The organism is Erwinia sp. TECH1 (genome assembly GCF_054057575.1).
Genome location: NZ_JBSRZK010000001.1, coordinates 1,179,786 through 1,195,202, shown reverse-complemented (window position 1 = coordinate 1,195,202; position 15,417 = coordinate 1,179,786). Strand labels below are relative to the sequence as shown.

Here is a 15,417-nt window from a genome sequence, read left to right as displayed (position 1 = left end):
ACACATGTGTTGCGCGTTAAGGCAGCGCGAGGCTGCCAGTGAACGGCGCGATACTCGCGGTATGACACCGCGAGCGTTGAGAAAAGTCAGACAGCGCTTTTCTCAAAGTTTGCAAAGCGTAGCAGCTTACCAGGTTTTACCGATATTAAACTGGAACTGTTCGGCTTTATCACCATCATATTTCTTGAACGGCTGAGCGTATGAGAACACCAGCGGCCCCAGTGGTGACATCCACTGCAGCGCCAGACCGGCCGACATACGAATATTGCTCGGCTCGCTGTAGTCCGGAATGCCTGCCGCGCGCGTTTCTGCGGTGTTTTCCCATGCGGTATCCCACACGGTACCGGCATCGACGAACAGCGAGGTACGCACGGAATTCGCATATTTCTCGCTAAGGAACGGCGTTGGCGTGATCAGCTCGGCGCTGGCTGTTGCCATCGCATTACCGCCGACCGCATCGTTGGAATCACACAGCGTTCCCGTTGAGCAGGTGCTGGAGTTGTTATTGTAGTAAGCCGCCTTCGGACCAATGGTGTTGGAGCGGAAACCACGTACGGTGCTTGAGCCACCCGCATAGAAGTTTTCGTAGAACGGCAGTTCTTTGCCGCTCAGTCCATCACCATAGCCTACACGACCACGACCCAACAGCACCCAGGTACGATCCTGATTCAGCGGCAGATACTGCTGCGTATCCAGCGTCGCTTTATAGAAGGCGTTGTCCGAGCCTGGAATGGTGATTTTGCCATTCAGGTTGGTACGGTTACCCGAGGTTGGGAAGAAGCCGCGGTCCAGCGTGTTGTACGTCCAGCCGTAGTTGAACGTGAAGTCGTCTGCGGAATAGTCAGCGTCTTTGTTCAGATCCGGGTTCTGATCCACGGAGCGCAGATAACGGAACATGGCGATCTGCGGCTGCATGTTGGACAGGTCGTTATGGACATAGCCCAGACCCACGCGCAGCGTGTTGTTCTCGTTAACCGGGAAGCCCAGCGTGCCGTCCAGACCATAGCTTCTGTTGGTATAGTCAGACAGATCCGCGTCATCCGCTTTAAAGTCGTTATAGAAGACACGACCGCCCAGGCTGACGCCGTCGACCGTAAAGTACGGATCGGTCAGCGAGAATTCAGCATAGGTCTGATAATCGTTTTTGGTGCCGCTGATGCCGACGGTATTACCCGTGCCCAGCCAGTTTTCCTGCGTAACGCCGACCTGGAAGCTGACGCCGCTTTCCGTACCGTAACCCACACCGAAGTTAAAGGTACCGGTGTTGCGCTCTTTGACCTTGTAGACCACGTCTACCTGATCGGGTGCGCCAGGCACGCGCTGCGTATCGGTTTCCACCGTTTCAAAGTAGCCGGTACGATTCAGACGCTCTTTGCCCTGCTCGACCAGATCGCTACCCAGCCACGCGCCTTCCATCTGACGCATTTCGCGACGCAGTACGGAATCTTTCGAGGTATCGTTGCCTTCAAAACGCACTTTACGCACGTAGTAACGGTTGCCCGCATCCACGTTGACGTGCAGCTTCACGGTTTTATCCGCGTCGTTGATTTCCGGCTGCGTCATCACGCGCGGATAGGCATAGCCGTAGCGACCGAACATCTTCTTGATGTCGTCTTCCATTTTGGTGACTTTGGCACCGTTATAGAGTTCGCCCGGCTGAATTTTGGACAGGGATTCAACTTCCGCCGAGTGTCCTGCCATGCTGCCATTCACCACTACGCCGGAAAGCTTGTACTGATCGCCTTCGTTAATATTGATGGTGATATAAATGCCTTTTTTATCCGGCGTCAGGCTGACCTGGGTGGAGTCGATATTAAAGCGCGCATAGCCGCGATCCAGATAGAAGCTGCGCAGGGTTTCCAGGTCGCCCGCCAGTTTCTGCTTCTGATATTTACGGTCGCCGACCAGGTTCCACCACGGCACTTCATCACGCAGCTGGAAGCGCGAGATCAGCTCGTCCGAGCTGAAGGCTTTATTGCCGACCACGTTGATCTGCTGAATTTTCGCAGACACGCCTTCGGTAAAGACCAGCTTCAGATCGACACGGTTACGCGGCAGCGGCGTAACAACGGCCTTAACGCTGGCGCTGTATTTACCGACGCTGTAGTAGAAATCCTCCAGCCCTTTCTCGATAGTCGAGATAGTGGTGCGGTCCAGGGCTTCGCCCACGCGCACGCCGGACGCTTCCAGGTTCTGCTTGAGCATGTCATCCTTCACCGCTTTGTTACCGGAGAAGGTGATGCTGGCAATGGTCGGACGCTCTTTCACCTGAACGATCAGCGTATTGCCGTCGCGCAGAACCTGAACATCTTCGAAGTTCCCGGTCGCAAAAAGGGCGCGGATGGTATTACTGAGATCATCATCGGAGACGGTATCTCCTACGCGGACAGGCATACTGAGCAATGCCGCCCCGACGGCGACTCGCTGCAGGCCTTCGAAATGGATATCCTTCACCACGAAGCCGTCTGCCGCGTATACGGTGGCGCTGCTAAACAGCAGCGACGCTATGAGCAACTTTTTCATCGCCATCGTTGTTATGCATTCTTCCTAACTGGTTCTCGCATCAGGCAGGTTTGACCCTGTCAGAGACGCGAGAAATCATTGAATAGTGCAAGCCCCATTAACAGCACCAGCAAAACCGAGCCAATGCGATAACTGAAGTCCTGAACTCGCTCAGACACCGGCCCACCTTTGATCTTTTCGATCGCCAGAAACAGCAAATGTCCACCATCTAATACCGGCAAGGGGAACAGATTGATAATCCCGAGATTCACGCTGATTAGCGCAAGAAACATCAGGTAATAAATCAAGCCATATTCCGCCGACATCCCAGCACCCTGGGCGATAGAAATCGGCCCGCTGAGATTGTTCAACTTCACTTCGCCAACTATCAGCTTGCCCAGCATCGTCACCGTCAGCTTCATCAGCTGCCAGGTTTTGACGCTGGCCTCGCCAACGGCCGCAAACGGCCCATACTGGCGAACCGTTTTGTATTCGTCCGGCAGCGGAACGATGCGTGGGATCACGCCCGCAAACCCTTCCGCTTTGTTGCCCGGCTTAACATCCGGCGTCAGCGTCAGGGCCACTGATGCACCCTGTCGCTCAACTTCAACCGCCAGCGGCCTGCCGGGATTATCGCGAACCTCGGCGACAAACTGCTGCCACTGCGCCAACGGCTGACCCCCGACTTTAACGATCCTGTCGCCTGCTTGCAAACCTGCTCTGGCCGCAGCGGAGCCGGACTGGATTTCTGCCAGCACGGTTTCGACCTGCGGACCGCGAGGATGAATGCCCAGCGACGCGACCGGATCCTCTCTGTCAGGCGCGAAATGCCAGTTACGCAAATCAAGCCGGACATCCTGAACCTGGCTGGTGCCGAAAGGCGCCACGCTGAGCGTAGTCTGCTGGTCGCCAATTTTCGCTACCAGCGCCATCCGCACAGCTTCCCAGTCAGGCGTTTCGATACCGTCAACGGCCTTAAGTTCCATTCCAGGCGCAATTTGCGCCTCGGCAGCCTGCGAACCGCTCACTATTTCACCAACAACCGGCCGTACGCCAGGCACGCCGATGATAAAAACCAGCCAGTAAGCAAAGATGGCAAACAGGAAATTAGCCAGCGGGCCGGCGCTGATAATAGCGGCGCGCTGCGCGACGGTTTTATTATTAAAGGAGAGATGGCGAAGCTCCGGCGGCACGCTTTCGACGCGTTCGTCGAGCATTTTAACATAGCCGCCCAGCGGGATCAGCGCGATAACATACTCGGTGCCCTGGCTGTCGCGACGTCGCCACAGCGCCTTGCCAAAGCCGACAGAAAAGCGTTCGACTTTGACACCGCAGCGGCGCGCCACCCAGAAATGGCCAAATTCATGCACGGTGATCAGAATGCCCAGCGCAACGATAAAGGCCCCAAGGCTCCAGAGTATACTCAACATAACGTCCCTTATAGCGTGCCGAAAGCCAGCAACAGCAGGCAGGCGAATACCGGCACCGCCGCCGTCAGGCTATCGATACGATCCAGAATACCACCATGACCTGGAATAAGCTGTCCGCTGTCTTTAATGCCCGCTTCGCGCTTGAACATGCTCTCGGTCAAATCGCCCAATACGGAAGCCAGCGTGGCGACAATGGAGCAGGTCAGCAGCGTCACAGGCGATACGCTCAGCGGCGCCCACAGCCCGAACAGCCAGGCGATAATGCCCGTAGTGACCAGGCCGCCAAAAAACCCTTCCCAGGTTTTCCCCGGCGAAACTTTTGGCGCCAGCTTGTGTTTGCCGAACAGACGACCAAACATGTAGGCCCCGGAATCCGCGCCCCATACCAGAAACAGCACATAGAGCAGCCACCAGGCGCCGGCAAAATGGTCGCTGTCGTAATGATACTGGCGCAGCGCCACCATGCCCCAGAAGAAGGGCACAATGGTCAGAATACCAAACAACAGGCGTAAAGCACGAGACGAGCGCCACAGCGCGGCGGATACGGGATAGGTCAACACCAGCAGCAGCGCAACTATCCACCAGCCCAGCGCCGCCCAAAGCGAGCCCGCAATAAGGGGAAGATGCACAGGATGGTAAGCAGGCAGCGTAAACGTCATGAACGCCAGTAGCAGCCCGCACAGAACCGCGAGCCAGACGCGCTGGGAGCTGGAGGCCAGGCCAGCGAACTGACCCCACTCCCACGCCGCCAGCATACAGATAGCCAGCGTGACGATAGCAAAACCGGCAGGCGGCAGCAGAAACAGCGCCGCAATCACAATCGGGATAAGTATCAATGCGGTAATCAGGCGTGACTTCAGCAAGGATTACCCCCAGTGCGCTCAGGCGCCGCCGGGTGCTGCGCCGCCAAAGCGACGCTCTCGTTGTGCAAACGCATTCAGTGCACCTTCAAAAACTTGTTCATCAAAATCAGGCCAAAGAACATCGGTAAAAAAGAACTCCGCATAGGCAACCTGCCACAGCAAGAAATTACTGATTCGATGCTCTCCCCCTGTCCTTATTACCAGATCCACAGGTGCCAGATCGTTGAGACAAAGATGCTGTGCGAGGGTTTCTTCCTCGATCTGATCCGGACGAACCAGACCTTCCTGCACCTGTTCTGCAATTTTCCTGACGCTATGAATAATATCCCAACGTCCGCCATAATTCGCGGCAATGTTCAGGGTAAGTCCATTATTTTGCTGAGTCAGTTCCTCGGCGCGCCGGATACGCTCCTGCAAACGAGCGTTAAATCGGCCCGTATCGCCAATAATTCGCAGGCGTACGTTATGTTTATGGAGGCTTTTCACCTCGCTGTCCAGAGCCCAGACAAACAGCTCCATCAGCGCCATCACTTCCTGCGGAGGACGGTTCCAGTTTTCGCTGCTGAAGGCATACAGGGTCAGCGCATCCAGCTTATTGCTGACGGCAAAGCTTACCGCGCGGCGCACGGACTTTACGCCCGCCTTATGGCCGGTAATGCGCATTTTCCCCTGGTTTTTGGCCCAGCGGCCATTGCCATCCATAATGATGGCCACGTGGCGGGGATTTTCTCCCGACTGGTCATCGGTTTTTATTTGATTTTCGGACGACATAACGCGTAATTATTTCCTTTAATCAGAAATACGACGGTTTCTGAAATAGTTTGCCCGCTTGACGTAAAAAAGCCGTGTCGGCCACGGCAGCTGTCGCTGTATCGCTACGTCGCTTTAAGGACGGGCGCAGATTGTAACACCTCCACCCCTGCCCCACAAACGCACGCTGGTTAGCGTGCGGTTGGAAAACGCGACAAACAGGTTTTCGCCGTAGCGCGCGCGCGCCTGTCGATATCCAGTACCGCCTCCACGCTTTCCGGCTCGCGGCAGGAAAGCGTTTCCAGAACGCTCATATTCACTCGCGCAATATCGGTAAATCGGATTTGCGCATCCAGAAAAGCGGCAACGGCAATCTCATTAGCGGCGTTCAGCGCGGTAGTCGCGGCCTGCCCGGTTTTACAGGCGTCGATAGCCAGCTTGAGGCAGGGATAACGCGCGTAGTCCGGCTCGGCGAACGTCAGGGCGCTCATGCGGGCAAAATCCAACGGTTTTGCGCCGGACTGCACTCGCTGCGGCCAGGCCATTACGTGAGCGATAGGCGTACGCATATCCGGCGACCCCATTTGCGCCAGCACGCTGCCGTCACGGTAGCGCACCATGGAATGGATCACCGATTGCGGATGCAGCACCACTTCCATCTGCGCGTCGGTCGCGTTAAAAAGCCAGCGGGCTTCAATATATTCCAAACCTTTATTCATCATGGTGGCCGAATCAACGGAGATTTTTCGCCCCATTGTCCAGTTCGGATGCGCGCAGGCCTGATCCGGCGTCATCTGCGCCAGGTCCGCCAGCGGCGTTTCACGGAAAGGGCCACCCGACCCCGTAAGAATAATGCTGTCAATGCCATTATCTTGTAGAGAAGCGTATCCTAACTGGCGCTGGAGGGAAGCGGGCAAACTCTGAAAAATGGCATTATGCTCGCTATCGACCGGCAGCAGCTGCGCTTTAAATTCGCTTACCGCCTCCAGAAACAGCTGGCCGCAGGTGACCAGCGACTCTTTGTTGGCCAACAGCACGGCCTTACCGGCGCGTATGGCCGCCAGCGTCGGCAGCAGGCCTGCCGCGCCAACGATCGCCGCCATAACCTGATCCACGTCGTCCAGCGCGGCCAGATCGCAGGCAGCCTGTTCGCCGCTCAGCACCTCGGTCGCCACGTTCAGCTCTTTCAACCGCAGCCGTAAGGCGCTGGCGGACTTCTCGTCGGCCATGGCCGCATAAGCCGGCCGGAAAGCGAGACACTGTTCCGCCATCAGCCCGACGTTATGCCCGGCCACCAGCGCCTTAACGGCGAACAGATCGGGATTCGCTTTAATGACGGCCAGCGTGCTGGTACCGATTGAACCGGTGGAACCGAGAATGGTCAGTTGCTTCATGAAGGTGCTCTGTGTAGTGACCTGCGACGATAAGTCGCCAGCCAGGGGATTAAATGCAAAACGCCGTAAGACTACCCTCCGAAAAAGGCACCCTGTACGGCGTTAAGTCACGGCGCGGATCGACTCAGAAGTCCATCAGCTCCGCTTCTTTTTCTGCCAGCGCGGCATCGACTTTCTTGATGAACACGTCGGTCATTTTCTGGATATCATCCTGAGAACGACGCTCTTCATCTTCGCTGATTTCTTTATCTTTCAGCAGCGCTTTAACCTTATCGTTGGCATCGCGACGCACGTTACGTACGGAAACGCGACCCTGCTCGGCTTCGCCGCGCACGATTTTAATCAGGTCTTTTCGACGCTCTTCCGTCAGCGCCGGAAGCGGCACGCGAATGTCGCTGCCCGCTGAGCTTGGGTTCAGGCCCAGGTCAGAAGCCATGATCGCTTTTTCAACGGCCGCGCTGATCGAGCGGTCAAATACGTTGATTTTCAGCGTACGGGAATCCTCCACGGTTACGCTGGCCAGCTGACGCAGCGGCGTGGCGGAGCCGTAATAATCGACCATGATGCCGTCAAGAATGCTTGGCGACGCGCGGCCGGTGCGGATTTTGCTGATGTGGTTTTTAAATGCTTCCAGGCACTTGTCCATGCGCGTTTCAGCATCTTTTCTGATTTCGTTAATCACGTTGTAACCCTTGAATTCTGGTTAACCTGACAGGCTCAGAAGAGCCTGTTAGCTATCTGTTAGCGTGCGTAACGCACTACAAAGGCAGAATATACCTTATTTTATGTGCTAACGGACATTATTGCGTAATCAGGGTGCCTTCTTTTTCACCCATCACTACGCGGCGCAGCGCGCCCGGCTTGTTCATATTGAAGACGCGGATCGGCAGTTTATGGTCGCGGGCCAGCGTAAAGGCGGCCAGATCCATCACTTTCAATTCACGTTCCAACACTTCGGTGTAGCTCAGCTGATCGTACATCGTGGCGTCCGGATTTTTTACCGGATCGTCAGAGTAAACGCCGTCAACCTTGGTCGCTTTCAGCACGACGTCCGCTTCGATTTCGATACCGCGCAGGCAGGCCGCCGAATCCGTAGTAAAGAACGGGTTGCCGGTGCCGGCGGAGAAGATCACCACGCGGTTGTTGCGCAGCAGGCTGATCGCTTCTGCCCAGCTGTAGTTGTCACATACGCCGTTCAGCGGAATAGCCGACATCAGACGAGCATTAACGTAGGCGCGGTGCAGCGCGTCACGCATCGCCAGACCGTTCATTACGGTTGCCAGCATACCCATGTGGTCGCCCACAACGCGATTCATGCCGGCCTGTGCCAGGCCCGCACCGCGGAACAGGTTGCCGCCACCGATAACCACACCTACCTGAATACCCAGCTCAACCAGTTCCTTCACTTCCTGAGCCATACGATCCAGCACGCTGGCGTCGATACCGAAGCCTTCCGCGCCTTGCAGAGCTTCGCCGCTCAGTTTCAGCAGGATACGTTGATAAACAGGTTTTGCATTGGTCGCCATGGTTTTTTTCCTGGAAGCAGTATTGAGGAGTTAAATCTGCGCTATCATCCCGCGAGTAGTGAGAAAATGCTATTGGGATGAGACTGAAAATTGCCGGATACGGCAGATAAAAAAGAACCGCCGGATGGCGGTTCTGGTCAAACGATTAAGACTGCTTAGACATCGCCGCAACTTCTGCTGCGAAATCGGTTTCAGCTTTCTCAATGCCTTCGCCCACTTCAAAGCGGATGAAGTTAACCACGTCAGCGTTCTGCTCTTTCAGCAGCTGGCCAACGGTTTTAGACGGGTCGATCACGAAAGGCTGACCGGTCAGAGAAACTTCGCCGGTGAATTTCTTCATGCGGCCTTCAACCATTTTCTCTGCGATTTCTTTCGGCTTACCGGACTGCATCGCGATATCCAGCTGAACCTGGTATTCTTTCTCTACCACGTCTGCAGACACGTCTTCTGGCTTAACGAACTCTGGCTTGCTTGCCGCAACGTGCATGGCCAGCTGCTTAACCAGCTCTTCGTCAGCGTTGGTTGCAGAGATCAGTACGCCGATACGTGCGCCATGCAGGTAGCTGCCCAGCACGTCGCCTTCCAGGGTCGCGACGCGACGAATGTTGATGTTTTCGCCGATTTTAGCAACCAGCGCAACGCGCTCTTCTTCGAACTGCGCTTTCAGCACTTCAACATCGGTGATTTTGCCGGCAACAGCCGCATCCAGCACCTTGTCAGCGAACGCCTGGAAACCGCCGTCTTTAGCAACGAAGTCGGTCTGGCAGTTAACTTCCAGGATCACGCCGTAGTTGCCGTCGATTTTGGTTTTGATCACGCCGTCAGCAGCCACGTTGCCTGCTTTTTTCGCCGCTTTGATCGCGCCAGATTTACGCATGTTCTCGATCGCCAGCTCGATGTCGCCGCTAGCTTCGGTCAGCGCTTTTTTACAATCCATCATGCCAGCGCCAGTGCGCTCGCGCAGTTCTTTTACCAGAGCAGCAGTAATTTCAGCCATTCTCGAATCCTCGGTTAGCTCAGCACCTGCCCGGTTCGCCTGATGGCGCCACAACAGATGCCTGTTTCTCGGGAGAAATATTGCCCCGCCGATGGGTCACCAGCGGCAAAGCGAATTCAAAATAAAGGGGCCAATTAAGGCCCCTTACAGATTAACATCTGATTTTACCCTGACGGGTATAAGGGCTCTCTGTGGAGCAAACCTTATTACTCAGCTTCAGCGAAGCTTTCTTCTGCCTGCTGAGCCAGGTCCTGAGAGCGACCTTCACGTACGGTGGTAGCCACAGCGGTCAGGTACAGGCTTACAGCACGGATTGCATCGTCGTTGCCTGGGATGATGTAGTCAACGCCGTCTGGATCAGAGTTGGTATCAACGATAGCGAAAACCGGGATGCCCAGGTTGTTTGCTTCTTTGATAGCGATGTGTTCGTGGTCAGCATCGACAACGAACAGCGCGTCTGGCAGGCCGCCCATGTCTTTGATCCCGCCCAGGCTGTTTTCCAGCTTGGCCAGTTCACGAGCACGCATCAGCGCTTCTTTTTTGGTCAGTTTGTCAAAGGTGCCATCCTGAGACTGAGTTTCCAGATCTTTCAGACGCTTGATGGACTGACGAACGGTTTTCCAGTTGGTCAGCATACCGCCTAACCAGCGATGGTTTACGAAGAACTGGTCGCAGCTCAGCGCAGACTCTTTTACCGCTTCGCTTGCAGCGCGCTTGGTACCAACGATCAGAATCTTGCCTTTACGGGCAGCGATCTTGTTCAGTTCAGCCAGCGCTTCGTTGAACATTGGTACAGTTTTTTCAAGGTTGATGATGTGAACTTTGTTACGAGCGCCGAAAATGAATGGCTTCATTTTTGGGTTCCAGTAACGGGTCTGGTGACCGAAGTGTACACCAGCCTTGAGCATGTCGCGCATGGAAACAGTTGCCATGATTACCTCTGTAAATTGATTGGGGTTAAGCCTCCATGTATCCCATACGACCGACCTCTCGGGCCGCTTGCGCAGCGCTTTAAGGCACCCCGGCGTACGTGTCGATACATGTGTGTTATTTACACATAGTGAGAGTTATGCGTTTCTCTGCAATCTTGCCCACAGAGAATCGTCGGCGCGCTTTATACCATAAAGACGCAGGTGAAGCCAATGATTGTTCGCTTTACCTGCCGCGCCGTAAACGGGAATTGGCAGCGGCCAGGTGGGCTGCTAACATTGCTGCACTTCCTTTATTATTGTCGAAAATAGCGACAGCTGCGGACTAAATTAATGGCAATTACAATCAAAACCCCTGAAGAAATCGCGAAAATGCGCGTAGCCGGTCGCCTGGCGGCAGAAGTGCTGGAAATGATCGAAGAGCACGTCAAGCCCGGCGTCAGCACCGGCGAACTCGATCGCCTGTGCCATGACTATATCGTTAACACCCAGCAAGCCGTTTCGGCCAGCCTGGGCTATCACGGCTTCCCTAAATCCGTTTGCATCTCGGTCAACGAAGTGGTGTGCCACGGTATTCCAAGCGATGATAAAATCCTGAAGGATGGCGATATCGTCAATATCGACGTAACCGTCATTAAAGACGAATATCACGGCGATACCTCTAAAATGTATATCGTCGGCAAACCGACTATCCAGGGCGAACGCCTTTGCCGCGTAACTCAGGAGAGCCTCTATCTGGCGCTGCGTATGGTGAAGCCAGGGATTCGCCTGCGCACTATCGGTCGCGAAATCCAGAAATTTGTTGAAGCACAGGATTTTTCCGTAGTACGCGAATATTGCGGTCACGGCATCGGCAAAGGCTTTCATGAAGAACCGCAGGTGCTGCACTATGACGCGGACGACGGCGGCGTGGTGCTGCAGGCCGGTATGGCCTTTACCATCGAGCCGATGGTTAACGCAGGCGATTATCGCATTCGCAGCATGAAAGACGGCTGGACGGTGAAAACCAAAGACCGCAGTCTTTCCGCCCAGTATGAACACACCATCGTGGTGACGGAAACAGGCTGCGAGATTATGACGCTGCGTAAAGACGATACCATCCCGGCAATCCTGACCGCCGACGCGTAATCTTTGTCAAATAACCCGGCAGGCAGCTTTGCTGCCGGGTCAAAAGCATTGCTCTCTCACCCCGGATCTTTCTTTACCGCTCTCGCTGCCTGCCTTCCATCCAGCCTGACGGGCTTTCTATTCAGCCCAGGGTTTACGAACACTTTTTTTCATTGGACCTGATTAACCTTGTGGTTGTAAATTGCTCAAGGCATGAAAAGTGTAGGGGCATTACCCCGTAGCCTTTCTGCAGGAAGCAGCTAATTTACACAGGGAGATCAAGCAAATGGAAAAGCCATTCCTTTTAGCGCAAACAATTAATAACGAGTTGGGACGCCGTGCCGATTGTGGAGGCCTGTGCCTCTGCTCTGTGGCCGCACGCTGGCCAGAGGAGGAAACGAATCAAGGAGGCAGCTATGGGTTACGCGCTCAGGGATGCACTTTTGAATGACGCCGATCATAAACCCGGACTGCCTGCGCTGCGCTCTTCAGGCGGCGATAGAGGAGGAGGCATGACAGAGAATATCGAACCGCGAGTAAGGAAGCTTGAAAACGATGTCGCCGTAATCAGCCACAATCTGGCTGTGCTTACCGTACGCTCCGAGAGTTTCGCCACCCACGCCGATGTCGCGAATGTTCGCACTGAAATGGCGACAATGCGCGGCGAGCTTACAGAGCGAATGACATTTATGGGCGGCGAATTTAAAGGCGAATTCATTTCGTTACGAGGCGAGATGGCGCTTATGCGCGGCGAGCTCAAGGAGGAAATGGCCTCGTTAAGGGGCGAGCTGAAAGAGGATATAGCTTCCTTAAAAGGCGAGCTGAAAGAGGATATGGCTTCCTTAAAAGGCGAGCTGAAAGAGGATATGGCTTCCTTAAAAGGCGAGCTGAAAGGTGACATTGTCTCCCTGCGGGGCGAAATTCATGAGACGTTACAGAAAGCTATCAACAAGCAAACCGTTCTGTTGCTGACGATTATCCCCGCCACGCTTGCCGCTATTGCTACCGTCGCGGCCTGGTTTAAATAGCGCTCCGTTCGTTCTCTGACCGCCGACAGTGAGGCAGGCCACTCACCCATTTGGCCCTCCCTCTTTTTTTACCGCTCTGCCAGCCAGCACGGCGGTAAAAATTCCATCTGCTATCTGCCAGTTTCTTTTGATCTCGGGTGCCGGTAAACGCTATTGTCACTGCTTGTCTTTGTGCGGCAGAGAATGCGGGAGCGCTGGCGTGAACACGATAATTAGAGATTACGGGCAGGCATATTCTCCTGCTGAATGGACAGATGCGGAGCTGACGCGCGATACGCTGAAGCAGCACCTTGATGACTTCCAGCAGCGGCTGGGCCAGGCCTTTGACGCCGGAGAAGCCGTTGAGCAGCTTATCGCCGCCCGCACGCTGTTTATCGATCGTCTGCTGCGTCGCCTGTGGCGCTTTTACGGTTTCCCGGAGCAGGAGGATATCGCGCTGGTTGCCGTGGGCGGCTACGGGCGGGCCGAGCTGCATCCTCTATCCGATATTGATGTGTTGATTCTGAGCCGACGGCCGCTTTCCGAAGAGGATGCCCAGCGCACCAGCGAGCTGCTGACGCTGATGTGGGATTTGAAGCTGGAAGTGGGCCACAGCGTGAGAACGCTGGAAGAGTGCCTGTTGGAAGGCCTGTCAGATCTTACCGTCGCGACCAACCTGATTGAATCACGCCTGCTGGTCGGCGACGTCGCGCTGTTTCTCGAACTGCAGAAAAACGTTTTCAGCGAAGGATTCTGGCCTTCCGATCGCTTTTTCGCCGCCAAAATTGCCGAGCAGCAGGAGCGCCACCAGCGCTATCACGGTACCAGTTATAACCTGGAGCCGGATATCAAAAGCAGTCCCGGCGGCCTGCGCGATATCCATACGCTGCTGTGGGTGGCGCGCCGCCACTTTGGCGCCACGTCCCTGGATGAAATGGTCGGTTTTGGCTTTCTGACGCAGGCCGAGCGCAACGAGCTGAACGAGTGTCAGTCCCTGCTGTGGCGTATACGTTTCGCCCTGCATCTGACGCTCAGCCGCTACGATAACCGGCTGCTGTTCGATCGCCAGCTGAACGTGGCGCAGCGTCTGAACTATCAGGGCGAAGGCAACGAGCCGGTCGAGCGCATGATGAAAGATTTTTATCGCGTTACCGGCCGTATCGGCGAGCTGAACCAGATGCTGCTACAGCTGTTCGACGAGGCTATCCTGGCGCTGGGCGAGGATGAAAAACCGCGCGCCATTGACGATGAATTTCAGCTGCGCGGCACCTTAATCGATTTGATTGACGAAACGCTGTTCGCTCGCGACCCGGTTGCTATCATGCGCATGTTTTACACGATGGTGCGCACGCCGAATATTACCGGCATCTATTCCACCACGCTGCGCCAGCTGCGCTTTGCCCGTCGTCAGCTTCAGCAGCCGCTGTGCACGCTTCCCAAAGCGCGGGAGCTGTTTCTGTCCATCCTGCGACATCCGGGCGCGGTAAGCCGGGCGCTGGTACCTATGCATCGTCACAGCGTGCTGTGGGCCTATATGCCGCAGTGGGGCAATATTGTCGGCCAGATGCAGTTTGACCTGTTTCACGCCTATACCGTGGATGAGCATACTATTCGCGTCCTGCAAAAGCTGGAAAGCTTCGCCAATGAAGCGACTCGTCCACGCCATCCGCTCTGCGTAGAGATTTGGCCGCGTCTGCCGCAGCCGGAGCTGCTGCTGATGGCCGGACTGTTTCACGATATCGCCAAAGGCCGCGGCGGCGATCACTCCGTGCTGGGCGCGCAGGACGCGCTGGAATTTGCCGAGCTGCATGGGCTGAACTCGCGGGAAACGCAGCTGGTCGCCTGGCTGGTACGTCACCATCTGCTGATGTCGGTGACGGCGCAGCGGCGCGATATTCAGGATCCCACCGAGATCCAGCATTTCGCGGAGGTGATGCAGAACGAAAACCGGCTGCGCTATCTGGTTTGTCTGACCGTAGCGGATATCTGCGCCACCAACGAAACACTGTGGAATAGCTGGAAGCAGAGCCTGCTGCGCGAGCTGTTTTTCGCTACCGAGAAACAGCTGCGGCGCGGAATGGAACACAGCCCTGATCTGCGAGAACGCGTCCGCCATCACCGTTTGCAGGCGTTGGCGCTGCTGCGTATGGACAATCTGGATGAGCAGGCGCTGCGCGATATCTGGGCGCGTTGCAGAGCGGACTATTTCCTGCGCCACACGCCAAACCAGCTGGCCTGGCACGCTCGTCATTTGATGGAACACGATCTGTCGAAGCCGCTGGTGCTGCTCAGCCCTCAGGCGACACGCGGCGGCACGGAAATTTTTATCTGGAGCCCGGACCGTCCTTATCTGTTCGCCACCGTGGCGGGCGAGCTGGACAGACGCAACCTTAGCGTGCACGACGCGCAGATCTTTACCAGCCGCGACGGCATGGCGATGGATACCTTTATCGTGCTGGAGCCGGACGGCAGCCCGCTGGCACCGGATCGACACGAGGCCATCCGCCAGGCGCTGGATCAGGCTATCGGGCAAACCAGCTTCCAGCCAGCGAGAGTCCGCCGCCAGTCGGCCAGGCTAAAACATTTTAGCGTGGATACCGAAGTGAAATTCTTACCGAGCCATACCGACAGACGCACCTATATGGAACTGATCGCCCTGGATCAGCCGGGTCTGCTGGCGCGCGTTGGGGAGATCTTCGCCGATCTGAACGTATCGCTGCACGGCGCGCGCATCAGCACCATCGGCGAGCGCGTCGAGGATCTGTTTATCCTGGCCAACAGCGATCGCCGCGCGCTCAGCCGCGAATTACGCCACGAGTTGCGACAACGGTTGACAGAGGCCCTTAATCCAAACGATAAAGTGTGACCAGGATTTACTTTTACCCCGCTTTCGGGCGCGCGGCCGATTAGCT

12 protein-coding genes are annotated in these 15,417 nt (G+C 55.8%); 3 read left to right on the top strand and 9 right to left on the bottom strand.

Going from position 1 to position 15,417, the window contains the following annotated elements; translation table 11 throughout:
• Window positions 1-126: 126 nt before the first annotated feature.
• The 9 genes from bamA to rpsB form a co-directional block, all read right to left on the bottom strand.
• A complete protein-coding gene (bamA, locus tag ACVWZ0_RS05455; RefSeq protein ID WP_253455186.1) occupies window positions 127-2,529 on the bottom strand; it encodes an outer membrane protein assembly factor BamA in 2,403 nt (800 codons plus the stop codon).
• Window positions 2,530-2,582: 53 nt separating this feature from the next.
• Window positions 2,583-3,932, bottom strand: a complete 1,350-nt coding sequence (gene rseP / locus ACVWZ0_RS05450) for a sigma E protease regulator RseP (protein WP_253455187.1) — start codon at window positions 3,930-3,932, stop codon at window positions 2,583-2,585.
• Between the two features lie 8 nt (window positions 3,933-3,940).
• Window positions 3,941-4,795: a phosphatidate cytidylyltransferase gene (gene cdsA / locus ACVWZ0_RS05445; RefSeq protein WP_253455188.1), complete on the bottom strand. Its 855-nt coding sequence runs from the start codon at window positions 4,793-4,795 to the stop codon at window positions 3,941-3,943.
• 18 nt (window positions 4,796-4,813) lie between these two features.
• Window positions 4,814-5,566, bottom strand: a complete 753-nt coding sequence (ispU, locus tag ACVWZ0_RS05440; protein ID WP_253455189.1) for a (2E,6E)-farnesyl-diphosphate-specific ditrans,polycis-undecaprenyl-diphosphate synthase — start codon at window positions 5,564-5,566, stop codon at window positions 4,814-4,816.
• A 170-nt stretch (window positions 5,567-5,736) separates the two neighbouring features.
• Window positions 5,737-6,939, bottom strand: a complete 1,203-nt coding sequence (gene ispC, locus ACVWZ0_RS05435) for a 1-deoxy-D-xylulose-5-phosphate reductoisomerase (RefSeq protein WP_253455190.1) — start codon at window positions 6,937-6,939, stop codon at window positions 5,737-5,739.
• 124 nt (window positions 6,940-7,063) lie between these two features.
• Window positions 7,064-7,621: a ribosome recycling factor gene (gene frr / locus ACVWZ0_RS05430; RefSeq protein ID WP_125289093.1), complete on the bottom strand. Its 558-nt coding sequence runs from the start codon at window positions 7,619-7,621 to the stop codon at window positions 7,064-7,066.
• 118 nt (window positions 7,622-7,739) lie between these two features.
• A complete protein-coding gene (pyrH, locus tag ACVWZ0_RS05425; protein ID WP_253455191.1) occupies window positions 7,740-8,465 on the bottom strand; it encodes a UMP kinase in 726 nt (241 codons plus the stop codon).
• Between the two features lie 145 nt (window positions 8,466-8,610).
• On the bottom strand, window positions 8,611-9,462 hold the full coding sequence (tsf, locus tag ACVWZ0_RS05420; RefSeq protein ID WP_253455192.1) for a translation elongation factor Ts: 852 nt from the start codon (window positions 9,460-9,462) through the stop codon (window positions 8,611-8,613).
• Window positions 9,463-9,668: 206 nt separating this feature from the next.
• Window positions 9,669-10,394: a 30S ribosomal protein S2 gene (rpsB, locus tag ACVWZ0_RS05415; protein ID WP_253455193.1), complete on the bottom strand. Its 726-nt coding sequence runs from the start codon at window positions 10,392-10,394 to the stop codon at window positions 9,669-9,671.
• Between the two features lie 330 nt (window positions 10,395-10,724).
• Here rpsB and map point away from each other — a divergent pair, with 330 nt between their 5' ends.
• The 3 genes from map to glnD all read left to right on the top strand — a co-directional run bounded on the left by map (window position 10,725) and on the right by glnD (window position 15,371).
• Entirely contained in the window at window positions 10,725-11,519 is a 795-nt protein-coding gene (gene map / locus ACVWZ0_RS05410) for a type I methionyl aminopeptidase (protein ID WP_253455194.1), read from the top strand.
• A gap of 395 nt (window positions 11,520-11,914) precedes the next feature.
• Entirely contained in the window at window positions 11,915-12,526 is a 612-nt protein-coding gene (locus tag ACVWZ0_RS05405; protein WP_253455195.1) for a CCDC90 family protein, read from the top strand.
• Window positions 12,527-12,725: 199 nt separating this feature from the next.
• A complete protein-coding gene (gene glnD, locus ACVWZ0_RS05400) occupies window positions 12,726-15,371 on the top strand; it encodes a bifunctional uridylyltransferase/uridylyl-removing protein GlnD (protein ID WP_253455196.1) in 2,646 nt (881 codons plus the stop codon).
• Window positions 15,372-15,417 lie beyond the last annotated feature (46 nt).

Coding starts and splice junctions, on each gene's coding strand:
- bamA (WP_253455186.1), bottom strand. CDS start 2,529: ATGGCGATGAAAAAGTTGCTCATAGCGTCGCTGCTGTTTAGCAGCGCC.
- ACVWZ0_RS05405 (WP_253455195.1), top strand. CDS start 11,915: ATGGGTTACGCGCTCAGGGATGCACTTTTGAATGACGCCGATCATAAA.
- ispC (WP_253455190.1), bottom strand. CDS start 6,939: ATGAAGCAACTGACCATTCTCGGTTCCACCGGTTCAATCGGTACCAGC.
- tsf (WP_253455192.1), bottom strand. CDS start 9,462: ATGGCTGAAATTACTGCTGCTCTGGTAAAAGAACTGCGCGAGCGCACT.
- rseP (WP_253455187.1), bottom strand. CDS start 3,932: ATGTTGAGTATACTCTGGAGCCTTGGGGCCTTTATCGTTGCGCTGGGC.
- map (WP_253455194.1), top strand. CDS start 10,725: ATGGCAATTACAATCAAAACCCCTGAAGAAATCGCGAAAATGCGCGTA.
- rpsB (WP_253455193.1), bottom strand. CDS start 10,394: ATGGCAACTGTTTCCATGCGCGACATGCTCAAGGCTGGTGTACACTTC.
- ispU (WP_253455189.1), bottom strand. CDS start 5,566: ATGTCGTCCGAAAATCAAATAAAAACCGATGACCAGTCGGGAGAAAAT.
- pyrH (WP_253455191.1), bottom strand. CDS start 8,465: ATGGCGACCAATGCAAAACCTGTTTATCAACGTATCCTGCTGAAACTG.